Genomic DNA, 23973 nt, shown 5'->3' with positions numbered 1-23973 from the left:
TTTCGTTCCAATCACCAGATGTAGACAGGTTTGCGGGGGTGCGCCCCAAATTTAGCGACCGCTTGATGAGCTATGCCGTCTTATCAGGGATTGTTGGGCTCACCCGGCTCGCCTGCTCTTTCCCCAGCCCGTCTAGGCTCCTCTTCCATCCCGTCACGACTTCGTTAGCCTCAGTTACGAACAGACTCGCCTCGTCCATGACTGCTGCGGCGCGTCTCAAGTTCGGACCGTACTCCTTCCAATCGCGTCCAACTAGGAAGCCAGTGTCAGTGTCAGTCCGCTTCCCGTGGTGGGGGTTTTTGACACCGTCGGCGGGAACATTTTTGCCGACGATAATCTGCAGCATGGCCTCCGAAATCCAACCTCGGGCTTCGTCCAGCAACTCGGATAACCAGGGTTTCTGCGAAATCATTCTGACAGCAGACGCAATATATGGATCAAGCTCAATAGTAAGGCGGTGGTATGTCTGTGCGTCCTCCAGATGCTTGGCCGCCAGCGGCTCTATTTGTACGCCAAGCTTCGTATATACGGACAACAGCGATCCTTTGCGTCCCGGCGCCATAGCAGCCCGCTCTGCGCGCTTTTCAGCTTGCACTACTGCACCATTCCACTGTGCGTGACGGAGGCCGTCCGACTCTACGGCGTCTGCCCAGGCTGGCATCCGATCGTGAATAACGCCGAAGACTTCTTCCAAGGTTGCTGACTCTTTTTCTTCCACGCGCTTCTCAACGGCCAGCATCGACTCGTCAGCTTCCTCTTGCAGTTGCATGATACGTAGTGCAAGGGTATTCACCGCCGTGCGTACTTCTGACGAATCCTCAGCGAGAAGCCGGAGCCGCGTCCATGGCACATACTGCGTCCTGGCTAGAATTGCAAGTACTTCGTCCGGGTTGTTTTCATTAAGGCCAGGGACATCAATGAAAAGTATTGGCAAAAGGAGACGGCTGAAACCACGACTTTCGGCCTGACCGATGAAACTAAGGAGTTCGCGCCGACACTCCGCACTCTTGACAAACTTCGGAGTCACGATTGCAATAAATAGAGGGGCCGTTCCAAGGGCCGCGTCAATTTTCTGCCTCCAGGCGTCTCCCCAATCCAGACTTTGCCGGTCTAGAAACAGGTCGAGGTCGTCACCGCTGGACACTGCATATTCGTTGCCCAGCCGCTTGGCGAGCCTTGTGATGGCGCCGCCCAATCGCTCATCATCCTCATGCGTATAGCTCCAAAACGCACTAGCGGTACTTTCCATTCGGTAAGGATATAGGCTTCATGAAGAGAAACGACCTGTTTTGGTTGTACTTCAAGAGACCCGGTATGACTTGCTCCATTTTGGGCAGGCCGGGCATGTACACGCCCACCGTGGACATGGATGCGTAACGCGAATCGGTATGCCGGCAGGCGGGCGGTAGCATCGGGGCCATGAATGCCGACGACGAAGACGACATCACCGAAGAACTGCTGGCTGACGCGGGCAACCTGACCGGACTGAGCCTGGAACTGCTAGGCCTTGATCCGCACCCGGACGACATGACCGCGGAACAGCTGCTCGAGTTCGCCCCGGAAGACCTGGCCGAAATGGCTGAGGTCACGGCCGAGGACCGGCACAAGGCCGTAAGCCAGACCCGCCTGTTGGCAGGCCTCCTCTGGAACTCGTCTGGCGTTCTGCTCGACCAGCTCTTCCGCGATCTCGAAACCCTGGGCGGGCTGGATGCCGTCACACCGTCCGGCATCGCCAAGTCTTATGTGTTGTCCTCGCTGCCGCCGCAGTTCTCGTCCAGTTACGACGCCGGATTCACGCGGAAGTTCCTGGTCGTCGCCTCCGATGTCGCTGCCTCACTTGGCCGCGGTTGGGCCGCTCCCGGCTGCATCGCTGCCGAACTCGCCGTCCGCTGCCTGCTCGACCAGGCGGAAATCACAGAGGACATCTACGAACTGGACCTGCCGGAGGAATGGCGGGCCCAGGTTGAGGAGGTCCTTCTCGAAGACGCGGACAGCGCAGCGTTGTACGCGGACGGCCCCGACGCTGCCGAAATAGACACCGACAACCTGGGCTTCGAGCAGTGGTTCAAGCCCTTTGCGCCCGGAGACGTGGTGCCGGCCTACGCCCGGTCCTAGACGGTTTACTCCCGGGTCCTAACTGGACGGCCCGGTGACTCCTGCCAGGAAATCCTCGGTGAAACGCTTCACGCCGTCCCACTCCGTGTAGACGTAGTCTCGGGACGTGTCCAGATCCGTGGAGCCCTTGTCCTTGGTGATTCTCTTCATCAGCTGGCGCTTGAGGAAGTTGTACTGCGTATAGAGCAGCGCGCCCGGGAAAATCCCCACGTGGGCGGGATGCCAGCCGGACTGCTCCTCGAACTCCGCCACATAACCCTCGGCGTCGTGTTCGTCTCCGTGGGCGGCCAGGCTCACGGAGATCAGGGCGGACGGGAGCCGCTCGAGGTCCGGCCGGTTCTTGCGGGCAAAGTCGAGTACAAACTTCTCGTGCTTGCCCATGTGCACGGACGCCGCCACGATGTCGGCGTCCTGACCGTCCGGGATGGTGTCTGCGGAGTGCTTGAGGTCCACGGTTTCCGCTTCGTGCCCGTGGGCGCGGATCACGTCGGCAACGTACTCCACAATCTGGGCGGTCTGTCCTTCAACGCTCCCGTAAGGGATGTAGATCTTGGCCATGCTTCAGTGTGTCCGCGCCGTTCCGTAAGGAAGTAGGGCCGAACGTCCCCCGTCCCAGGTGCTGGACGGACACGCCCGGCAGACGGGCTACATATGCACGTGCAGGCGCCTGGCGGCTTCCGAGATGGAGCCGCTCAGGGACGGGTACACGGTGAACGTGCTGGCGACGTCGTCCACGTGGAGTTTCTGCTTCACCGCGATGGAGATAGCGAAGATCAGTTCGGAGGCGTTCGGTCCCACCACCACACCGCCAATCACGGTGCCGGAGCCCTTGCGGGCAAAGATCTTGACGAAGCCGTCCTTGGCATTGCGCATTTTGGCGCGCGCGTTGCTCTTGAGCGACAGCTTGATGACGTCAGCCTGGTACTTGCCGGACTGGATCTCTGCCTCCGAGACACCGACGTTGGCGATTTCCGGGGACGTGAAAATGTTGGACGCCACCTGGTGCAGCTTAATGGGCGTCACGGCGTCGCCCAGGAAGTGGGCAATCGCGATCCGGCCCTGCATGGCGGCCACCGAAGCCAACGCCAGGACACCGGTGCAGTCACCGGCGGCGTAGATGTTCGGCGCGGTGGTGCGGGAGACGCCGTCGACCTTTATATGGCCGCTCTCGCTGAGTTCCACGCCGGCCTCTTCGAGGCCGATGCCGGCGGTGTTGGGGATGGAGCCCACGCAGACCAGGCAGTGGCTGCCGGTGACCTTCGACCCGTCTCCAAGGGTGACCACCACGCCGTCGTCGGTCCGCTCCACGGTTTCGGCGCGGGCGCGGGACAGGACCCGCACCCCTCGGCGTTCGAAGACTTCCTCAAGAACCACTGCGGCGTCGGTGTCCGACCCTGGCAGCACACGGTCGCGGCTGGAAATCAGCGTCACCTTGGAGCCAAGGCCGTTGTAGGCGGAGGCGAATTCCGCACCGGTCACACCGGAGCCCACCACAATCAGTTCCTCGGGAAGCTCATCGAGGTTGTAGATCTGCGCCCAGTTCAGGATGCGTTCACCATCGGGCCGGGCCGTGGGCAGCTCCCGCGGGTGTGCACCCACGGCGAGCAGGATGGTGTCGGCCTCCACAGTTTGCGTGCCGTCCGCTGTCAGGACCTCGATGGTGTGGCTATCCACCAGCTTGCCGGATCCGATCAGGATGCGGATGTTCTGGTGCTGTTGCAGCCCGGAGGTGATGTCCTGTGACTGCTGGCGGGCCAGGCCAAGAAGGCGGTCGTTGATGTGTTTGAGATCAGCGTGCATCACCGGCACAAAGTCGCCGCCGTCGACGTCGAACTTCACTCCCAGCTCCCCCGCCTCCCCAACGCGGGTCATCAGGTCCGCAGTCGCGATGAGCGTTTTGGAGGGAACGACGTCGGTGAGCACGGCCGAACCGCCCAGTCCGGCACGTTCAATGATGGTGACCTGCGCCCCCAGGGAGGCCGCGACCATGGCAGCTTCATATCCGCCGGGGCCACCTCCCAGGATTGCGATCCGGGGTGAGCTGAAATCTGGATGCGTAGTCACAATCAACCATTCTCTCTCCATCTCGCCGGGACACCAACAAAAAGCCCGGATCATGGTGCATGTCACCGGCACCCGTGACGCTGTGCACAAGGGCGGCAGCACGATAACTTGTACCAGTGAGTAATACAGACTTCCTGAACACTGACCCCTTCGACGCCGCGCGCTCCGCCGCTGACTACATTGCCGAGAAGACCGGAGTGGCCAGCCACGACGTCGCGCTGGTTTTGGGGTCAGGCTGGGCCGAGGCCGCCGATCTGATCGGCGAAACCACTGCCACCCTGGCCGCGGACGAGGTCCCCGGCTTCCACGCCCCGGCCGTGGTGGGGCATGTGGGTACCATCCGCTCCGTGCTGACCAAGGAAGGCAAGCGCGCGCTGGTCCTGGGCGCGCGGACACACTTCTACGAAGGCAAGGGGGTCCGTGCTGTAGTCCACGGCATCCGCGCCGCGGCGGCCGCCGGCTGCAAAACCCTGGTCCTTACCAACGGCTGCGGCGGCATCAACGATAGCTGGACTCCGGGCACGCCCGTACTCATCAAAGATCACATCAATCTCACCGGCACATCCCCCCTTGAGGGTGCCACCTTCGTTGATCTGACAGATCTTTACAGCTCCCGCATCCGGGACCTCGCCCGTGAAGTGGATCCTTCGCTGGATGAGGGCGTGTACGTCCAGTTTTCCGGACCGCACTACGAAACTCCGGCCGAGGTGCAGTTTGCCAAGCGGATCGGCGCGGACCTGGTGGGCATGTCCACGGCCCTGGAAGCCATCGCGGGCCGTCATGCGGGCATGGAGGTGTTCGGCATTTCCCTGGTGACCAACCTCGCTGCCGGCATCAGCGCCATGCCGCTGAGCCACCAGGAAGTCCTCGAGTCAGGCCAGGAAGCCGGGCCGCGCATCTCTAAACTGCTGGCCGGGATCATCGCGAAGCTTTAGAACAGCGCACTTGCGGCGAGTGTCCGGGACCGTTCCGCGAGCAATGACGATAGCGTTGACCCCATGACGTCCACCGATGCCGCCTCCTTGCTCAGCCACGCCCGGGAATGGGCGGCCAAAGATCCGGATCCAGCCACGGCCGCCGCGCTCAAAGAGCTGCTGCAACTGGCGGAGGACGGCTCCGCCGCCGCCAACCAGGAACTCGCCGACAGCTTCAGCGGCACCCTTCAGTTCGGCACCGCCGGCCTCCGCGCCGCCCTCGGACCCGGGCCAAACCGGATGAACCGCGTGGTGGTGCGCCGCGCCGCCGCCGGACTCGCCGCCTTCCTGACCGACGCCGTCGGTGAGGCTGCGCCGGGAACCCGGCCGCGCGCCGTCGTCGGCTACGACGCCCGCCATAACTCGGACATCTTCGCCGAGGAGACGGCGGCCATCTTCACCGCTGCCGGGATTGACACCTTCCTGATGCCCGCCGCACTGCCCACTCCCCTGCTCGCCTTCGCCGTGCGTTCCCTCGATTGCGACGGCGGCGTGATGGTCACCGCCAGCCACAACCCGCCGCAGGACAACGGCTACAAGGTGTACCTGGGCCGCCATACCGTGGAGGAAAGCGGACGCGGAGCGCAGGTCGTGGCGCCCTACGACGTACGGATTGCCGCGCGGATTGAGGCCGTGGGGGCGCTGGATTCCATCGCCCTCGCCGCGGACGGCTGGACGGTGCTGGACCCTTCCGTGGCCGCTGACTATGAACGCGCCACGGCGGCACTCGCGGATCCTGTCCTTTTCCCCTCCCGCGACCTGCGCATCGTCCTGACCCCCATGCACGGCGTCGGCGGTGAAACGGCCGTGACAGTGTTGACGGCCGCCGGCTTTGCCGACGTCACGCTGGTGGCTGAACAGGCCGAGCCCGATCCGGATTTCCCCACGGTGAGTTTTCCCAATCCGGAGGAGCCGGGCGCCCTGGACCTGGCACTCGAGACCGCCGCCCGCCTCGACGCCGACATTGTCCTGGCCAACGATCCCGACGCAGACCGTGCCGCGGTGGCAGCAAAGGACCCGGACACCGGCGCCTGGCGCATGCTGCGCGGGGATGAGGTCGGGGCGTTGCTGGGGGCTCATATCGTGGCCCGTCTCGCGGCGGCCCACGGTCTTGCGGCGGGCAGCGCTGGACTTGACGGTGCTGGAGTAGCCGGGGCCGAAACGCCCGACGGCGGCGAATCAGCGGGCGCCGGACCAGCCGGCGTGTTCGCTAATTCCATCGTGTCCTCGCGGCTGCTCGCCCGCATCGCCGCGGCAGCCGGCTACGCCCATGAGGAAACACTGACCGGCTTTAAGTGGATTTCCCGGGTACCCGGGCTGCTGTACGGCTATGAGGAAGCCTTGGGCTATTGTGTGGCGCCGGACCTGGTCCGGGACAAGGACGGCATCTCGGCGGCGGTCCTCATCGCCGAGATGGCTGCCGCCGCCAAGGCTGCCGGCAAGACCATCTTCGACACGCTGGATGAGCTCTACCTCCAGCATGGCCTGCACGCCAGTGATCAGCTGAGCATCCGGGTGGCTGACCTGGGCCTGCTGGACGCCATGATGAACCGCCTGCGCGTCACCCCGCCTGAGTCGTTCGGCGCTTCCGCCGTGGAGACATTTGTGGACCTGGCCGAAGGGAGCGAACACTTGCCGCCCACCGATGGCCTGCTGTACCTGACCCGTGACCAGACCCGGGTGATCATCCGGCCCAGCGGCACGGAACCGAAGCTCAAGTGCTACCTGGAGGTCCTCCATCCGGTGGAGTCAGCAGCCGAACTTCCGGAGGCCAGGCAGGCCGCTCGGCTCGCCCTGGATGCCGTGATCGGCGATGTCCGCGAGGCCCTCGGCCTTTAGCGGTGCCTGCTAGACCTCGACTTCGATAAAGCCGTCAGAAATGCGGGTCCGGAACGTTTCCAGGCGCACGGCCGCGGTACCGAAGCAATCACCGGTTTCCAGGTCGTAAACCTCTTTGTGCAGCGGCGAAGCGATGGTCGGCCTGGTGCCGCGGGATCCCAGGATGCCCCGGGCCATCACGTGGGCGCCGGTTGCCGGGTCCTCGTGTGCCACCGCAAAAACCTCACTGGGGCCGGTCCTGAAGAGGGCTACCTGGCGGCCGGCGATGAGTGCTGCCTCGCCCCAGGCGAGCTCGAGTTCAGCCACAGCGCAAACCCGGTGCCAGCCAATACCGATCTCGATGGTGTCGGCGGCGAGTGCCCCTAATTCCAGTGTTGCCGTCATATCCGGTTCAACTCCCCGTGCTTGTCAGTCTGATTGTCGGGGCCACGTTTGTGTGACCTCATGACCTTCGCGGCCGTACTAACAACGTAGGCACCGGGTGTTTCAACGGCGTGCAGTGAATGTGTCCGATGGGTAAAAGAGAACTCACCCGATCGGAAATGCGTTCGTGATGCAGAAGTTAAGCCCACGAAACAATTGGGAAACTGAAGCGAAACTGCGTCTCCGTAGTCTGAATGGACACCTCGTCAGAGAAGGTCGCAGAATACCGTCTGCGGCCCATGCGAAAGGCCCACAGTGACCGAACAGACTTCAAGCACAGAGAACACGCGCCGCGTCGTCGTCGCCGGTGGCGGCCCTGCTGCCCACCGCTTCGCCGATGCCATGCATTCCCGTGGCCTCGAAGGCTGGCATGTCACGGTCCTCACTGAGGAAGCCCACCTGCCCTACGACCGCGTGGCCCTCTCCAAAGCCCTCACGGACACCGACGTGGACCTGACACTGGGATCAGCTTCCATGTGGGACCACACTTCCCTGGAGCTGAAGACCGGCGAGCGCGTCGTGAAAATCAATCCCGAAGCCAGGACGGTGGAAACCGTAGCCGGCAGCACCTTCGAATACGACCACCTGGTGGTCGCCACCGGCTCGAATGCGGCCCGCCTGCCCATCCCCGGCAACGAACTCACGCACGTCTACCGCACGCTTGAAGACGTGTGGGCCATTAACAAGGCCGTCACCGAGCTCACCGAAAAGCTGGGCCGCAAAGTCAACGCCGTCACCATCGGTGGCGGCCTCCTCGGGCTCGAATCGGCCGCCGGCACGGAACAGCTCGGCGCCAACCCGATCGTCATCGACGGTTCGCAGTGGCTGATGGGCACGCAGCTCGACGAAGGAGCAGGCCAGGCAATGGGCCGGCTCATCAAGGCCAAAGGCTTTGAAGTACACGGCGGCGTCTACCCGTCGGAAGTCCTGTCCGACGACGAGGGCCAGGTCACGGGCGTCCTGATGGCCGACGGCCGCATCATCGATGCAGACATGGTCATCGTGGCCATCGGCGTCCGGCCCCGCGACGAACTCTTCCGCGCCGCCGAGGGCGACGAACAGGTCTTCAGCCTGGGCCAGCGTGGCGGTGTGGTCATCAACGACTACTGCGCCACCGAGGTACCCGGCATCTGGGCCATCGGTGAAGTGGCCAACTTCGAGGGCATGTGCCTGGGCCTGGTTGCCCCCGCGAACACCATGGCAGAGATCGTGGCCGACCGCCTGCACGGCGGCGAGGCCACCTTCCCCGGCTTCGACACCGCCACCAAGCTCAAGCTCTCCGGCGTGGACGTGGCCAGCTTCGGTGACGGCTTCGCCAGGACCGAGCACTCACTCGAGATCGTCTACGCCGACCCCGCCCGTGGGGTCTACCAAAAGATCGTCACCACCGATGATGCCAAGACCCTCCTGGGCGGTATCTTTGTGGGCGACGCCAGCCCCTACACCAGCCTCCGCCCGCTCCTGGGCCGCGAACTGAGCGCCGAGCCCGGCGCGTACCTTACGGCGGCCGGCGGCGGCGACGCCCCGGACACTGAACTGCCGGACGACGCCATCCTGTGCTCCTGCAACAATGTCTCCGCCGGCACCATCCGCGACACCGTCAACGGCTGCGGCGCCTGCGACGGCAACGCCCCCGTCCAGGAACTCGGCGAGCTTAAGGGCTGCACCCGCGCCGGCACCAGCTGCGGGTCCTGCGTGCCGATGCTCAAGAAGCTGCTGGAAACCGAGCTGACCAAGTCCGGCGTCGAAGTTTCCAAGGCCCTCTGCGAGCACATCGAACTCTCCCGCCAGGAACTCTTCGATGCCATCCGCGTCCTGGAACTGACTTCCTTCGAGGAGATCATGGCCAAGTACGGCAGCGGGGCCGGCTGCGACATCTGCAAGCCGACCATCGCCAACATCCTGGCCAGCCAGAACAGTGCCTACGTCCTGGACGCCGGCCGCGGCACCCTGCAGGACACCAACGACCGCGCCCTTGCGAACATGCAGAAGGACGGCACCTACTCGGTGGTCCCCCGCATCGCCGGCGGCGAGATCACCCCCAAAAAGCTCGGCGTCATCGCCGCCGTGGCCGAGAAGTACAACCTGTACACCAAGATCACCGGCGGCCAGCGGATCGACATGTTCGGTGCCCGTCTGGAGGAACTTCCGGAAATCTGGAAGGAACTGGTGGACGCCGGCTTCGAATCCGGCCAGGCCTACGGCAAGAGCCTGCGGACGGTGAAGTCCTGTGTGGGTTCAACCTGGTGCCGCTTCGGTGTGCAGGACTCGGTGGCCATGGCCATCCAGCTCGAACTCCGCTACCGCGGCCTCCGCAGCCCGCACAAGCTCAAGATGGGCGTCTCCGGCTGCGCCCGTGAATGCGCCGAAGCCCGCGGCAAGGATGTGGGCGTTATCGCCACCGCCGACGGCTGGAACCTGTACGTCGGCGGCAACGGCGGTGCCACCCCGGCACACGCCCAGCTGCTCGCCAAGGACCTGGACGATGAGACGCTGATCAAGTACATCGACCGGTACTTCATGTACTACATCCGCACCGCCGACCGCCTGCAGCGCACCGCGCGCTGGCAGGAAGAGCTCGACGGGGGCATCAAGCATGTCGAGGATGTGGTGGTCAAGGACACTCTGGGGATCGCCGAGGAACTCGAAGCCGCCATGGAAAAGCACGTCGACACCTACGTGGACGAGTGGGCCGACACCCTGAAGGACCCCGAGCGCCTGCGCCGGTTCCGTTCCTTCGTCAACGCCCCGGACCAGAAGGACGATTCCATCACGTTCGTCTCCGACGAGCGCGGCCAGATGCGGCCTGCAACGGCGGAGGAGAAGGGCAAGGTCCTGATCGGCGCCTCCATCCCCATGCGACCCCGCGACGAGAACGAGGTATAGCCATGCAGCTCAGCATTGATCTCACCGGCCGTGAAGTCCTGGTCACCGGCTCCGACCACGCCGCCCGCCAGGCGGTCCGCCGCTACGAAGCCGCGGGCGCGGTCGTCTACCGCCTCAGCACCCCGCAGGGTGCCGCGCATGACGGCCCGGTCCCCGAGCGGCCCTTCCTGGTCGCCGCGGTCGACGACGGCCAGCCGGGCTGGGAGGCCCTGCTCGGCCGGTGCCGCGCAACAGGAATCCCGGTAGCGGCCGAACCGGCCGCCGGGCCCGTGGGCCAGGTCACCCTGGTGGGTGGCGGACCCGGCACCACCGAGCTGCTGACCGTCGCCGCCGTCAACGCCCTCCGCGACGCCGATGTGGTGTTCTACGACCGGCTGGCCCCGTGCCAGGACCTGCCGATCCTTACCTCGGCCGAACTCGTGGACGTGGGCAAGAAGCCCGGCCACCACAAGGTCAGCCAGGCTGACATCGAAAAGCTGATGGTGGCTTCCGCCCTGGAAGGCAACAACGTGGTCCGGCTGAAAGGCGGCGATCCCTACGTCTTCGGCCGCGGCGGCGAGGAAGTGGCCTCCTGCGTCGCGGCAGGCGTCCCCGTCCGCGTCATCTCGGGTGTCACCAGCGCGATCTCAGTCCCGGCAGCCGCGGGCATCCCGGTCACGCACCGCGAGGTCAGCCACATGTTTACCGTGGTCTCCGGCCACGCGCCGCTGACCGAGAAAGAGCACACTCACCTGGCAGGCCTGGGCGGCACCATCGTGGTCCTGATGGGCATCGGCACCCTGCACCAGCTCGCAGCCGGGCTCCGCAAAGCCGGCATGCGCCCCGACATGCGCATGGCCGTCGTCGAACGCGGCTACCGCCCCGGCCAGCGCACCACCATCGCTGACCTGGGCACCATCACCTCCGCCGCTGCCGGGTGCAGCAACCCCGCTGTGCTGGTTATCGGCGAGGTGGTCCGGGTGGCCGAAGCCAACCGGGGCCATGCCGAGGCTGCCGCCGACCTCGACAGGCTGGCGGCCTCGCTGCTGGGTTCGTGAAAGGATTGACCCCCATGAACGCACTGGCACCGGCAGAACCTGAGGCAGACGAAGCATCGGACGCCGGAAGCTCTCCGCTGGAGGGTTTCCGCATCGGCGTCACCTCGCACCGGCGCTCCCGGGACCTCATCGAGGCTCTGGAACGCCGCGGCGCGGAAGTGCTGCACGCCCCGGCGCTGAAAATCGCGCCCGTGCAGGAGGACATCCGCCTCATCGAGGACACCAAGGCCATCATCGCCGCCCGCCCGGACATCTGCATCGCCACCACGGCGTACGGAATGCGCCGCTGGTGCGAGGCGGCCGATTCCTTCGGGATCGGGGAGGAACTGCTGGAGACGCTCGGCTCGTGCCGGATGTTCGTCCGCGGCCCCAAAGCACGTGGTGCCGTCCGCGCGGCCGGTCTCGCCGACGTCGGCATCAGCAGCGACGAAACCACTGCAACACTGGTGGACATGCTGCTTACAGAAGGGGTGCGGGGCAAGACTGTGGCCGTGCAGCTCCACGGCTACACGGATGTGCGGCAGCTGGAACGCCTGCGCATGTCCGGTGCCACCGTCCTGACCGTGACCCCTTACCGCTGGGTGAAGCCCGACGGCGAAGACCGGCTTCCGCGCCTCATCGAGGCAGCGTGCAGCGGGAACCTTGATGTACTCACCTTCACGAGCGCGCCCGCCGTTGACGCCATGTGGAGCACCGCGCACGAAATGGGCGTCTATAAGGAGCTGATCCACAGCCTCAAGACCAACGTCACCACGGCTGTAGTTGGCCCCGTGACTGCACAGCCGCTGCTTGACGCCGGTGTCACCCCGCTCATTCCCGAGCGGTTCCGGATGGGTGCCCTCATCCGGCTGGTGTGCGAGCACCTCGCCCTGAACCACGTCCGGCGCCTGAACACCGGCTCCGGCAACATCGAGTTGCGCGGCCGAAGCCTCCGGGTGGACGGGCAGCTTGTTGAGCTGGCCCCGGCGCCGCTGCTGCTGCTGCGCGCCCTGTTGGGGGCCGGCGGGGCGGTACTCTCCCGGGAAGCGCTCTCGGACCTGCTTGAACTGCGGGGCTCAGTCCATGCCCTGGACATGACCGTCAGCCGGCTCCGCTCCTCGCTGCCGGACGGCCGGCTCGTGGAAACAGTGGTCAAGCGGGGCTACCGGATCCGGGTGTGACCCACGCCATTACTGGCGCGTAAACATTGGCGAACGCGCCCCGTTGAACCTGCAATGACGGCGAAACACGCCGGAAAAACGAGCCGCCTACGCTGGCACCATCACGAAGTTCCGGCCGTTCCGCGGCCGCCAGCGAAAGGGCCAGCACATGTCCGCTCCGGCTCCCTCCACATCCACCTCCACCGGTACCCGCATTGTCATCGCAGGCGCGGGGCCCGCCGCCCAGGCGCTCGTCAGCCAGCTGGACCGGGCCCGGTTCACCGGCACGATCACCGTCCTCAGCAACCGCGACGACGTCTCGGCGGAACTCCTGGAACTCGCAGCCCACCCCCAGGTGTCACTCCGGTGCGGCCAGCCCGCCAGCTACATCGAGGCGGAAACACGGACGGTGACCACGGCCGACGGCATGGAATTCGGCTACGACCACCTGGTAATCGCCACCGGTTCGGCACCCGAGCAAGCCCCCGTGGAGGGTTCGGACCACTGCCTGAGCTACTCCACCATCGACGACGCCGCCCGCATTGGATCAGCCGTCAAGGACCTGAGTGCGGAACTGGGCAGGCGGCCGCTGGGAATCCTGGTGGGCACCGGCGCCGCGGCAGGACAGGCAGAGGCTGTGCTGCGCTCCCGCGGCGTCCGGCCCGTCCGCACCACCATGCGACCCGCCGCGGTGACGCCCCGGACGCCCGGCCCGGGACTGCAGTCCGCCGGGATTGTCTTTCCGGACGGCAGCACCATGAACGGCGACCTCGTGGTCCTGGCCGAGGAACGGGTTTCCCTCGACGGACTCGCCGCCACCGCCGGGCTGCGGACAGCGCCCGGCGGCGGGATCGCCATCACCCAGGATTTCCGCACTTCGGTGCCCGGGATCTGGGCAATCGGTGACGCCGCAACGTTCGACGGCGTCAGGCTGGGACTGCTGGTCGCCGCGGCTTCAGCGGCCGGTGCCTGTGCCGCGCAGCTGATGACCGCGTCCTCGGCTGATGCTGCCCTCCAGGCAGCCGCCTGACCGCCTTCCTGCTGGCTGATTGCGGGTGCTGCTATGACAAGATGGTCATCTGAATGGCCACGCACTCCGTGGCTCCAGCGGCCCGCAAGGCCACGAGGAAAGGACCATCATGAGCAACGAAGCCACTTCTGCCGGCCAGCGCGGAGCCGGTACTGACTCAACGCCGGGCAACATCGCGTCCTATATCGACCACACGCTGCTCAAGCCTGAAGCCAGCGAAGCGGACATCCTCAAGGTGTGTGCCGAGGCCGCCGAATATCACTTCAAGTCTGTCTGCGTGAACCCCGTGTGGGTCAAGACGGTCAAGACCGCACTCAAGGGTTCCGGGGTGCTGACGTGCTCGGTGATCGGCTTTCCCTTGGGGGCGACTCCTACGGATGTAAAGACCTTTGAAGCCCGCGGTGCCGTGCTCGACGGTGCCGATGAAATCGACATGGTCATCAACATCGCGGCCGCGCGGGCCGGGGACAAGGGCGCCTTGGTGGATGATATCTCCGCCGTCGCCGAAGCCGTCCACGCCAGCGGCGCCATCTTGAAGGTCATCATCGAGACGGTGTTTCTCTCCGACGACCAGAAGGTCTTGGCCTGCCAGGCGGCAGTTGAAGCGGGGGCGGACTTCGTTAAGACCTCCACGGGGTTCAACGGCGGGGGCGCCACTGCGAAAGACATCACCCTGATGCGCCGGACTGTCGGTCCTGAGCTGGGCGTCAAGGCCTCCGGCGGGGTGCGTTCCCTGGCAGACGCTCAGGCTATGATTGCTGCAGGTGCAACACGTATTGGTGCCAGCTCCGGCATTGCGATCGTCAAGGGTGAACAGGGTTCAGCCGGCTACTAACGCCCCCGGAGCCGCCACAGATTGAGCCCCGCGGGGCCGAGGAGGAACGAATGTCCAGCAAGACCACAGCGTCAGGCAGTGCCAAGGTGCAGACCCCGGAGAACGAAAACAACCTGGCGGGCAGCATCGTCCTGTTCGTGGTCATGATGGCCCTGTTCTTCGGCGCCCTCTACTCGCTCTCCTTCCTCACACTGGGCAACGCATGGCCGATGGCCGTCTGCCTGGTCCTGTTCGCCTTGGCGTTCTGGATCCCGCAGACCGTCACGGGCCGCTCTGACACCGCCGGAGAGAAGTAACAAACGCTTGAGTCTGTCTCGAACGTAAAGGCTGTGGCCCCGGATCAATCCGGGGCCACAGCCTTTTCTTCGGAAACCGGTCAGCCCGTACCCAGCAGGCGGCTGACCGCTGTCTTTCCCAGCGCAGTGGCGGCGGGAAGAGTTGCTTTGGCCACTGCCCAGGCGGCAACGCACATCCCCACCATGGCGTAGGCGCTCACGGGGATCAGCACCAGCCACTCCCGCCGCGACCCGGCGCGGCCCAGCAGCGGCAGGGAAAACGCCCCGTTCGCTTTCCAGACGTCGTTGAGCACCGGCAGCTTGCGCAGGAATCGTGGCGGTTTAATGACGATGGGCCAGAGCAGCGGCACGCCCCCGCTGGTGATCATGTCCCCCACAATGTGGACCACAACACCGGTCAGCATGGACACCGGCAGCCAGGTCCACTGGTGCGGGGCAAACCACGTCACCAAGCCGGCCATCGTCAGGGCGAAGATCCAGTTGGTGATGAATCCCGACTTGGGGAAGAGCTTCAGCGCCTTGGCCGCAATGTTGATCATGAACATGCACAGCAGGCCGGCGCCGATGGACAGCAGGCCCCAGTCGGTCTTCAGCTGGATCTGCCCGGCCATCATGGCGAGCACCACAAAGAATGCCGCCCCCAGGATGGAGTGGGTGCCCTGCCGGTGCCCGCCGCTGGCGTTCTCGATCCCCCGGGCAATGACGTTGGACAGCGGCGGCAGCGAGTTGGCCACGGTGCTGTGGCGGTGGTCCCAGTCGCACACCAGGGCTGTACCCGCCGTCGCCATGCCGCCGATCAGGATTCCGGTGGCATCCAGCGGATACCAGCCCAGGGCGTTGGGGCCGGTCGAGGCAATGGCTACCCACGCCGCGGCTCCCGACGCGGCGTGATGTCCTCCCATCAACGGTCAGCTCACCGCCAGCGGTGCGTCGGAGAAGATGTTGCGGATGACCCCGTTGGCCCATTCCAGGATTTCGGCGTCCTGCAGGTCCCGGCCGCCGATCCTGGCGGTCTTGGGCTTCGGTATCAGCACCGCGTCCAGCGCGGGCTTGGACTGGGAGCCGGGGTACATCCGGGTCAGCCGCATGAGCTTGGACTCCGGCAGTTGTGCCGGCGAGAACTTGATGAAGTTTCCCTGCAGCGCGACATCGGACAGGCTGGCTTCGCGGGCGCCTACCCGGAAGCGGGCCACGGCGATCAGGTTCTGGGCCGGCAGCGGCGGTTCCCCATAGCGGTCCACCAGTTCGGCCAGGACTTCCTCGATGGCTTCGGTGGTCAGCGCGGAAGCCAGCTTTCGGTAGGCTTCCAGTCGCAGGCGCTCCCCCGGCACATAGTCGTGCGGCAGGTGGGCGTTCACCGGCAGTTCGATCTTCATCTCGGCAGCCTTTTCCTCAGCGTCGCCGCGGTAGTCAGCCACGGCCTCGCCCACCAGCCGGATGTACAGGTCAAAGCCCACACCCTGGATGTGGCCGGACTGCTCGCCCCCGAGCAGGTTGCCCGCGCCGCGAATTTCGAGGTCCTTCATGGCCAGCTGCATGCCGGCACCAAGTTCGTTGTGTGTGGCCACGGCCTTGAGGCGTTCCAGCGCCACCTCGCCCAGCGGCTTCTCGGACGGGTAGAGGAAGTAGGCGTAGGCGCGTTCGCGGCCACGGCCCACCCGGCCACGGAGCTGGTGCAGCTGGGAGAGCCCGTACTTGTCCGCGCCGTCCACGATCAGCGTGTTGGCATTGGAGATGTCCAGGCCGGTTTCGATGATGGTGGTGCACACCAGCACGTCGAAGCGCTTCTCCCAGAAGTCCACGATGATCTGCTCCAGCCTGCTCTCGGACATCTGCCCGTGCGCCACCTCCACGCGCGCCTCCGGAACAAGTTCACGGACCTTGGCCGCGGTCCGTTCAATGGTGGACACGCGGTTGTGCACAAGGAACACCTGGCCTTCGCGCATCAGCTCACGCCGGATGGCGGCCGAGGTCTGCTTGTCCGTGTACGGGCCCACGTAGGTCAGCACGGGGTGGCGTTCCTCCGGCGGAGTGGCCAGGGTCGACGTTTCGCGGATGCCCGTCAGGGACATCTCCAGCGTGCGCGGGATGGGCGTGGCACTCATGGCCAGCACGTCCACGTTGGTGCGCATCTTCTTCAGCGCCTCCTTGTGCTCCACACCGAAGCGCTGCTCCTCGTCCACGATCACCAGGCCAAGGTCCTTGAACGCGAAGTCCTTGGACAGCAGCCTGTGTGTGCCGATGACTACGTCCACCGATCCGGTCTTGACGCCCTCCACGGTTTCCTTGGATTCCTTGGCGCCCTGGAAGCGTGACAGGGCCTTGACGCGCAGCGGGAAGCCGGAGAAGCGCTCGGTGAACGTCTCGTAGTGCTGCTGGGCGAGGAGGGTGGTAGGCACCAGGACCGCCACCTGCTTGCCGTCCTGGACCGCCTTGAACGCGGCGCGGACGGCGATCTCCGTCTTGCCGTAGCCCACGTCACCGGAGACCAGGCGGTCCATGGGGATCTCGCGTTCCATGTCCGCTTTGACCTCGTTGATGGTGGTCAGCTGGTCCGGCGTCTCCACGTACGGGAAGGCTTCCTCCAGCTCGCGCTGCCAGGGCGTGTCAGGGCCGAAGGCGTGGCCGCGGGAGGCCATCCGTGCTGAGTAGAGCCGGATGAGTTCGCCGGCGATCTCCTTGACCGCCTTGCGGGCCTTGGACTTGGTGCTGGCCCAGTCCGAGCCGCCCATCTTGCTGAGCACCGGGGTATCGCCGCCCACGTACCGGGTCACCTGGTCCAGCTGGTCGGTGGGGACAAAAAGCCGGTCCCCCGGGGCGCCGCGCTTGGACGGGGCATATTCCAGGACCAGGTACTCCCGGACGCCGTCACCGCCGCCGGCGACCTTGCGCTGGATGAGTTCGATGAACCGGCCAATGCCGTGCTGTTCGTGCACCACGTGGTCACCGGCCACCAGCTGCAGCGGGTCCACGGCGTTGCGCCGCTTGGACGGCATGCGCCGCATGTCCTTGGTGGAACCTGCTGAAGTCCGTCCGAGCAGATCGGCCTCTGTGAGTAGCCCCAGTTTGAGGCTGTCGAGGACAAAACCGCGTCCGACGGCGGCAGTGGTCACCTCGATGATGCCCGCCTGTGGTTCCTTGTCCAGGGTGTCCACGCGGGCACACGGGATATCGGCGTCGTGGAACAGTTCCGCCAGGCGCTGCGCCGGACCGGGCCCCTCGGTGACCACCACAATCCGCCACTGGTCGCGGACGTGCGAGCCGATGAAGTCCATCATTTCGGCGACGTCGCCCTGGTAGCCGCGGGGTTCCCGGGCGTGCAGGTTCAGGACGTCGATCTCGGGCAGGAGCTCCTCGTCGGTGGCCAGTGACGTGATGGACCACCAGGAGACACTGTGGTCCAGGGCAAAGCTGCGCGTCTCGGCGAGGGAGCGGAAGCTGGCGGAGTGCAAAGCCTCGGATGCCTGCGAGCTGAGGTCCAGCGGTGCCGTGCCCCCGTCCGACGCCGTGGACCAGGCAGCCTCCAGGAACTCTTCGTTGGTTGCCGCGAGGTCGTGCGCACGGGTGCGGACCTTCTCGGGTTCGATGACCACGGAAATCGAGCCGGCGGGCAACTGCTCCACAAAGGGAACCATGGCGTCCACCAGCACCGGCGCGAGGGATTCCATGCCTTCCACGGCGATTCCTCCGGCGATCTTCTCCAGCATGTCGGCCGCTGCCGGAAGCTGTGTCTTCAGCGTGGCGGCCCGTGACATCACCGACGGTGTGATGAGGATTTCGCGGCACGGCGGCGCGTGCAGTTCGGTGGGGTGGTGGATGCCGGGGGCTGAGAGCGAGCGCTGGTCCGCCACGGCGAACCAGCGCATCTGGTCCACCTCGTCGCCGAAGAACTCCACCCGGATGGGGTGGTCCTCCGTGGGCGGAAAGACGTCGATGATGCCGCCGCGGACGGCAAACTCGCCGCGGTGGGTGACCATGTCCACTCGCGCGTAGGCGGCATCGGCCAGCCGGCGCACAACGTCAGTGAAAGGGATGTCCTGGCCAACCTTCAGGGTGACCGGAACCAGCTCCCCCAACCCGGCCACGATCGGCTGGACCACCGCGCGGACGGGAGCCACCACCACCCGGAGCGGGGCCGCCGTCGAGCTTTCCGGGTGCGCCAGCCGGCGCAGGACAGACAGCCGTCGGCCCACCGTGTCCGAGCGGGGTGAGAGCCGCTCGTGCGGCAGGGTTTCCCAGCTGGGGAATTCGGCCACTGAGTCGGCCGGCAGGTAGGCGCGCAGCGCGGCGGTCAGGTCTTCGGCTTCACGTCCGGTGGCGGTGACGGCGAGCACCATTGCGGGGATCCCGCCGTCGGGCGTTCCCTCTGCGGCGTCGGCGGCGGCCAGGCCGTCGGCCATTTCGGCGAGCAAGGCGGCCCGGAGTCCTGCCGGTGCGCTGATCTGGTAATCCTGGCCGCGGACCTCGAATCCCCGTTCTGCCTCGGCTTTGACCCTGGCGAAGGTCCGGTCTTCGGCCAGGACCCGGCGGAGTCCAGCAAGCGACGGGCCGGGCTGGGGGGTGCCGGTGCGGGAGGCGCTCGGGCTCATGGCAGAAACTCCTGGGGTGTTCAAGGCCTGTGGGTTCAAGGGGAGCGCAGGCAACACGAAAGCCCGAGATTCACATCGAATCCCGGGTCATCCCAGCCTACTCCTGCCGCGCCGCGCGGCGGACTAAGCTTTCAGGATCCACGGCCGTCCGGATGCTTTGCCGCTCCGAATGGCATAGTGACAGCCACCCCGTATCGGGATGACTGGAAGGAGACAGCATGACCGGCACAACCGAATCCTCACCGCGCACCGAAGCCCGCACCGTCCTGGTAACGGGCGCCACCGGCTACATCGGCGGCCGGCTCGTTCCGCGACTGCTCGAGGCAGGGCACACCGTGAAGGTCCTGGTCCGGACACCGGCCAAAATCGCCGGCGTGCCCTGGCTGGCGGATGTGGAGGTGGTGCAGAGCAGCCTGGACGACGACGGTGCCCTCCGCGACGCGCTTGCCGGCGTCGACGTGCTCTACTATCTGGTCCACTCCATGGCCGCCGGGTCGGGTTTTGAGTCCAAGGAAAAGGCCATGGCCCGGACCGCCGCGAAGGCGGCCGCCGACGCCGGCGTGGACAGGATTGTCTACCTCGGCGGCCTGCACCCCGCCAATGTGGAACTGTCCACTCACATGCGGTCCCGCGAGGCAGTGGGCAAGGTGTTCCTGGACAGCCCGGTGGACGCGGTGGTCTTCCAGGCCGGCGTGGTGATCGGGTCCGGGTCTGCGTCCTTCGAAATGATCCGGCACCTCTCCGAAACCCTCCCGCTGATGCCGGCGCCGAGTTGGGTGCGGAACAAGATCGAGGCGATCGCTGTCCGGGACGTGCTGTATTACCTCGTCAGCGCAGCATCCCTCACCGGACACATTAACCGCACGTTCGATATCGGCTGCCGCCAGGTCCTGACGTACGCGGGCATGATGAAGGAGTATGCGGCCGAGGCCGGACTGCCGTACCGGGTGGTTCTGGCACTGCCGGTTCCCGCGCCCAAACTTGCAGGGTTGTGGGTGGCCCTCACTACGCCCATCCCCCTGTCCATGTCGTTGCCGCTGGTCCAGTCGCTGCAGCACGACGCCGTGTCCCGGGAGCGCGACGTTGACGCCGTCATTCCCGTGCCTGAGGGCGGGCTGACCCCGTACCGGCGGGCAGTTGCCCTGGCCCTGGGCAAGGAGCGGGACGGCCAGGTGGAGACCACTTGGGCCAGCGCCGGCGCCGATGCCGATCCCCTGCCCAGCGACCCGGAGTGGGCCGGCCACACGGTTTTCGTGGACGAGCGCACTTTCCACGGGGACGTTGACCCGGCACACGTGTGGACAGTCATCGAGGGAATCGGTGGCCGCAACGGCTGGTATTCGCTGCCGCTGGCCTGGCGGGTCCGTGGCTGGCTGGACAAGCTCACCGGCGGCGCCGGGCTCCTGCGGGGACGCCGGCACCCCGGCAACCTGGCTCCGGGCGAGGTGGTGGACTGGTGGCGCGTGGAGCGGATAGACCGCGGCAAACTACTCCGCTTGCGTGCAGAAATGCGCGCGCCGGGACGCGCCTGGCTCGAGTTGTCAGTAGAGCCCGACGGCGGCGGCAGCCGCTACCGGCAGCGCGCCATTTTCTTCCCCAAAGGCCTCAGCGGCAGACTCTACTGGCTGGCCGTCCTGCCCTTCCACAGCCTCATTTTTCCGGCCATGGCAAGGAACATCACCACGGCGGCGCGGAAGATCGCCGACGCTGAGCGGGCAGAGGCCGGTTCAAAGAACACGCCTGGTGCCCCGTAGGATGTGGGGAGGAAAAAGCGTATAGACCCCGTATCACTGGAGGATTCATGGCACTGAGTGCAACCACCACCCTTCCGCACGCCGTTGACAGTGTCGCTGCTGTTTTCATCAACGAGGACTTCCAGCGGCACACCAGCGAATACGTCGGCGGCACACTGGAGTCATTTTCCGTGGATGGCGACGTTGCCGGCGCGTTCAGCACCACCTCCGTCCGGACCCTGCCCACCACCCGCCTGCCGGAGATCGCCCGCAAGTTCGTCGGCGAGAACCTCACCGTGACGCAGGTGGAAAACTGGGAAGCCCCCGCGGCTGATGGTTCCCGCCAGAGCAACATCACGCTGAAGATTGCCGGCGCTCCCCTCGACGTGACCGCGGTCCAGCGGCTAGTTGCCGAGGGCGGCAGCACCCGGGTTGAGCTTGAAGGCAACGTGACCTCGTCCGTGCCATTCCTGGGCGGCAAGATCGCTGAGGCCGCCGAACCCATGGTGGCCAAGGCCCTGAACATCCAGTCGCAGCAGGCCCAGGCCTGGCTCGAAAGCCACTGAGTCCATGCAGCTTCCCCTGTTCGCCGCTTTACTGCTGATCATCGCCGGCGCCTGGTCGCTGGTGGTCTGGCCGCAGTTCCTGCGCCGGGTCATGAAGGATCCGCGGGCGCGCGACGCCGACGGCAAAGCAACAAAGTTCCTCACCGTTCACGTGGTGCTGGTCAGCATCTCCATGGTGCTGGGGGCCGCCACCGCCGTGATCGGCGTAATGGGCCTGTTGGGCTGACGCCCCGGGCTGTCTGCACAGGTTCACGCAGGCGCTTCCCCTGCCGCAGAGCAGAGGAAGCGCCTGTTTTGTTTAAGTGGCCCTGTTTTGTTGAGGCGGACCTGTTCTGTTTGAGCGGCCTACATAATGCCAGGGTGCGTGTCTATGCTGCCTGGTTGAGCGCGTCCTCGGCGGCCACCCAGGAAATCATGGCGCACTTGACTCGAGCGGCGTAGCGGGCCACACCCTCGAACGCGGCCGCGTCACCGAGGATCTCCGGATCCGCGTGTACCTTCCCACGGGACCGCAGGACTTCCCGGAAGTTGCCAATGATCGAGTGGAGTTCTTCCACGGTCAGTCCCTCACCGAGCTCGCTGAGGACGGAGGCCGACGCCATGGAGATTGAGCACCCGGCTCCGTCCCAGGAAATCTGCGCCACTTTGCCATCTTCCACTGCGACGCGAAGGGTGACTTCGTCCCCGCAGACGGGGTTCAGCTGGTGTGACTGTCCGGTGGACGCGCCCGCAGGGGCGGCCAGGCCGGCCAGGCCGCTGCCGTGGCGGGCCTTCGAATGGTCAAGGATGATCTGTTGGTACAGCTGGTCAAGGCTCATATTCGGTCTACCTTCGGTGGCCGCGTCAGACGCGGAAGTAGGAGCGGACGCCAGCAACAGCCTCGAGGAAAGCGTCGACGTCGTCGGTGGTGTTGTACAGGTAGGCACTCGCCCTGGTGGTTGCCGTCAGGCCCAGGCGGCGGTGCAACGGCTGGGCGCAGTGGTGCCCCACCCGGACCGCGATGCCCCTGGAATCCAGGAACTGCCCGACGTCATGCGCGTGCACACCCGCGACGTCGAACGCGGCCAGGCCTATCCTCTCCTGCCCGGCGGCGGGCCCCAGGACACGTATTCCGGGAAGGGCTTCAAGGCCGGCCACCATGCGCTGGCCCAGCTCCGCTTCCCATTGGTGCACCCGGGCCAGTCCCGTTTCTGTCAGGTAACTGGCGGCGGCGGCCAGGGCCACGGCCTGGGAGATGCGTTGGGTACCGGCTTCGAAGCGCTGCGGCGAGGGCAGGTACTCGGCCCGTTCCATGGTCACGGTGGTGATCATGGAACCGCCGGTGAGGAACGGGGGCAGCACGTCCAGAAGGTCCTGCTTGCCATACAGCACGCCGATTCCCGTGGGCGCCAGCATCTTGTGGCCGGAGAAGACAGCGAAGTCGACGTCGAGTTCCTTAACGTTCAGCGGCAGGTGGGGCGCGGACTGGCAGGCGTCCAGCACCACCAGCGCTCCGGCCGCCCGGCCAAGGGCCACCAACTCGTTGACGGGGTTGATGGTTCCCAGGACGTTGGACGCGTGCGTGAAGGCGAGGACCTTGGTCTTGCTTCCCAGGACCTCAGCCGCGATGTCCAGGCGCAGGGCTCCGGAGTCGTCGATGGGGATGTATCGCAAAGTGGCGCCGGTACGGAACGCGAGTTCCTGCCAAGGGATCAGGTTGGCGTGGTGCTCCATTTCGGTGACCACGATCTGGTCCCCCGGACCCACGGCCAGATCCTTAAGCCTGCCGTCGCCGCGACCCTGGGCAGACCAAAGGGAGGCATTGGACAGCGCATAGCTGACCAGGTTCAGTCCCTCGGTGGCATTGGAGGTCCACACCGTTTCCGCGTAGTCGGCCCCGATGAAGCCTGCAATGGTCTGGCGGGCGTCTTCGAAGACTTCGGTGGCCTCGACCGCAAGGTGGTGCGCGCCGCGGTGCACGGCGGCGTTGCGCTGTTCGTAGAATTCCTGCTCAGCCTCAATAACGCTCAGGGGATTCTGCGATGTGGCACCCGAATCCAGATACACCAGCGGCCGGCCATTCACCAGCTGGTCGAGCACCGGGAAGTCATTCCTGATTCTCAGTACTTCGGCGTTGTCCATGGCCGGAACGGCATGTTCCAGCGTGGCTGGCGTGGTTACGAATGCCAAAGTGAACTCCTTGAAATGCCAATGGATTGACATTCAATTGTCCCACAACACCACTGTGGCGGCCGCCCGGGGGGCGGCCGCCACGGTGGCTCCGGGCTTCAGCCCGCGGATAAGAGGGCCGGCGACGGCTGGGGGGAGAGCCTCGGTCTCAGAAGACTCTGACGTCGCCGGCCCAGTCTCAGTCCGGCCCGGGGGCCGGAAAGTTTGAATTAAGACGGGACCTGGAAAGTCTGATGGTGGGAGTCGGAGGGCTTTCGCCGCTCCTTGCTCCCGAATCA

20 protein-coding genes are annotated in these 23973 nt (G+C 65.7%); 12 read left to right on the top strand and 8 right to left on the bottom strand.

The annotated features are described in order from the left end of the window. Positions 1-70: 70 nt before the first annotated feature. The gene (locus tag AC1MCD_RS06460; RefSeq protein WP_498676934.1) at positions 71-1249 is read right to left on the bottom strand and encodes a toll/interleukin-1 receptor domain-containing protein; all 1179 of its coding nucleotides are present in this window, start codon (positions 1247-1249) and stop codon (positions 71-73) included. Positions 1250-1419: 170 nt separating this feature from the next. Between AC1MCD_RS06460 and AC1MCD_RS06455 the strand changes: the two genes are divergently transcribed. Next, on the top strand, positions 1420-2115 hold the full coding sequence (locus AC1MCD_RS06455) for a hypothetical protein (RefSeq protein ID WP_498676932.1): 696 nt from the start codon (positions 1420-1422) through the stop codon (positions 2113-2115). A gap of 18 nt (positions 2116-2133) precedes the next feature. Here the strand turns inward: AC1MCD_RS06455 and AC1MCD_RS06450 are convergent, their stop codons facing one another. Further along, positions 2134-2673, bottom strand: a complete 540-nt coding sequence (locus AC1MCD_RS06450) for a flavodoxin domain-containing protein (protein ID WP_498676930.1) — start codon at positions 2671-2673, stop codon at positions 2134-2136. Between the two features lie 87 nt (positions 2674-2760). Next, the gene (locus AC1MCD_RS06445) at positions 2761-4179 is read right to left on the bottom strand and encodes an NAD(P)H-quinone dehydrogenase (protein WP_498676928.1); all 1419 of its coding nucleotides are present in this window, start codon (positions 4177-4179) and stop codon (positions 2761-2763) included. Between the two features lie 116 nt (positions 4180-4295). On the opposite strand from AC1MCD_RS06445, the gene AC1MCD_RS06440 reads away from it, so the two are divergent. Both AC1MCD_RS06440 and AC1MCD_RS06435 read left to right on the top strand, forming a co-directional pair. Beyond that, positions 4296-5114 carry a purine-nucleoside phosphorylase gene (locus tag AC1MCD_RS06440; protein ID WP_498676927.1) on the top strand — a complete coding sequence of 273 codons (819 nt, stop codon included), beginning with the start codon at positions 4296-4298 and terminating at the stop codon, positions 5112-5114. A gap of 63 nt (positions 5115-5177) precedes the next feature. Beyond that, entirely contained in the window at positions 5178-6992 is a 1815-nt protein-coding gene (locus AC1MCD_RS06435; RefSeq protein ID WP_498676925.1) for a phospho-sugar mutase, read from the top strand. Positions 6993-7001: 9 nt separating this feature from the next. Here AC1MCD_RS06435 and nirD read toward each other — a convergent pair whose 3' ends face one another. Further along, positions 7002-7376 carry a nitrite reductase small subunit NirD gene (gene nirD, locus AC1MCD_RS06430; RefSeq protein ID WP_498676923.1) on the bottom strand — a complete coding sequence of 125 codons (375 nt, stop codon included), beginning with the start codon at positions 7374-7376 and terminating at the stop codon, positions 7002-7004. 294 nt (positions 7377-7670) lie between these two features. Here nirD and nirB point away from each other — a divergent pair, with 294 nt between their 5' ends. The 6 genes from nirB (at position 7671) to AC1MCD_RS06400 (ending at position 14638) form a co-directional block, all read left to right on the top strand. After that, a complete protein-coding gene (nirB, locus tag AC1MCD_RS06425) occupies positions 7671-10301 on the top strand; it encodes a nitrite reductase large subunit NirB (protein ID WP_498676922.1) in 2631 nt (876 codons plus the stop codon). A gap of 2 nt (positions 10302-10303) precedes the next feature. Further along, on the top strand, positions 10304-11338 hold the full coding sequence (gene cobA / locus AC1MCD_RS06420) for a uroporphyrinogen-III C-methyltransferase (RefSeq protein ID WP_498676920.1): 1035 nt from the start codon (positions 10304-10306) through the stop codon (positions 11336-11338). 14 nt (positions 11339-11352) lie between these two features. Further along, a complete protein-coding gene (locus AC1MCD_RS06415) occupies positions 11353-12498 on the top strand; it encodes a uroporphyrinogen-III synthase (RefSeq protein WP_498676918.1) in 1146 nt (381 codons plus the stop codon). Between the two features lie 148 nt (positions 12499-12646). Then, entirely contained in the window at positions 12647-13507 is an 861-nt protein-coding gene (locus AC1MCD_RS06410) for an FAD-dependent oxidoreductase (RefSeq protein WP_498676916.1), read from the top strand. Positions 13508-13616: 109 nt separating this feature from the next. Beyond that, a complete protein-coding gene (gene deoC / locus AC1MCD_RS06405) occupies positions 13617-14342 on the top strand; it encodes a deoxyribose-phosphate aldolase (RefSeq protein ID WP_498676914.1) in 726 nt (241 codons plus the stop codon). A gap of 50 nt (positions 14343-14392) precedes the next feature. After that, a complete protein-coding gene (locus AC1MCD_RS06400; RefSeq protein ID WP_498676911.1) occupies positions 14393-14638 on the top strand; it encodes a hypothetical protein in 246 nt (81 codons plus the stop codon). An 80-nt stretch (positions 14639-14718) separates the two neighbouring features. Here the strand turns inward: AC1MCD_RS06400 and AC1MCD_RS06395 are convergent, their stop codons facing one another. After that, positions 14719-15540: a metal-dependent hydrolase gene (locus tag AC1MCD_RS06395; protein ID WP_498676910.1), complete on the bottom strand. Its 822-nt coding sequence runs from the start codon at positions 15538-15540 to the stop codon at positions 14719-14721. Between the two features lie 6 nt (positions 15541-15546). Further along, on the bottom strand, positions 15547-19227 hold the full coding sequence (gene mfd / locus AC1MCD_RS06390; RefSeq protein WP_498676908.1) for a transcription-repair coupling factor: 3681 nt from the start codon (positions 19225-19227) through the stop codon (positions 15547-15549). Between the two features lie 218 nt (positions 19228-19445). On the opposite strand from mfd, the gene AC1MCD_RS06385 reads away from it, so the two are divergent. From AC1MCD_RS06385 to AC1MCD_RS06375, 3 genes are read left to right on the top strand one after another with little or no spacing between them, the layout of a single operon-like run. After that, complete coding sequence (locus tag AC1MCD_RS06385) at positions 19446-20981, top strand: SDR family oxidoreductase (protein WP_498676906.1); 1536 nt, start codon at positions 19446-19448, stop codon at positions 20979-20981. A 47-nt stretch (positions 20982-21028) separates the two neighbouring features. Further along, a complete protein-coding gene (locus AC1MCD_RS06380; protein WP_498676904.1) occupies positions 21029-21526 on the top strand; it encodes a DUF2505 domain-containing protein in 498 nt (165 codons plus the stop codon). Between the two features lie 4 nt (positions 21527-21530). Further along, positions 21531-21752 (top strand): SCO4848 family membrane protein, encoded by a 222-nt coding sequence (locus AC1MCD_RS06375; protein WP_498676902.1) that lies wholly within the window; start codon positions 21531-21533, stop codon positions 21750-21752. 142 nt (positions 21753-21894) lie between these two features. Here the strand turns inward: AC1MCD_RS06375 and sufU are convergent, their stop codons facing one another. After that, complete coding sequence (sufU, locus tag AC1MCD_RS06370; RefSeq protein ID WP_498676901.1) at positions 21895-22344, bottom strand: Fe-S cluster assembly sulfur transfer protein SufU; 450 nt, start codon at positions 22342-22344, stop codon at positions 21895-21897. A 25-nt stretch (positions 22345-22369) separates the two neighbouring features. Further along, a complete protein-coding gene (locus AC1MCD_RS06365; protein ID WP_498676899.1) occupies positions 22370-23695 on the bottom strand; it encodes a SufS family cysteine desulfurase in 1326 nt (441 codons plus the stop codon). Positions 23696-23973 lie beyond the last annotated feature (278 nt).

The sequence above is a fragment of the Arthrobacter sp. BF1 genome, assembly GCF_056680215.1.
Note: the sequence above shows the minus strand (reverse complement) of the source record. Positions and strands in the feature narration are given on the sequence as shown.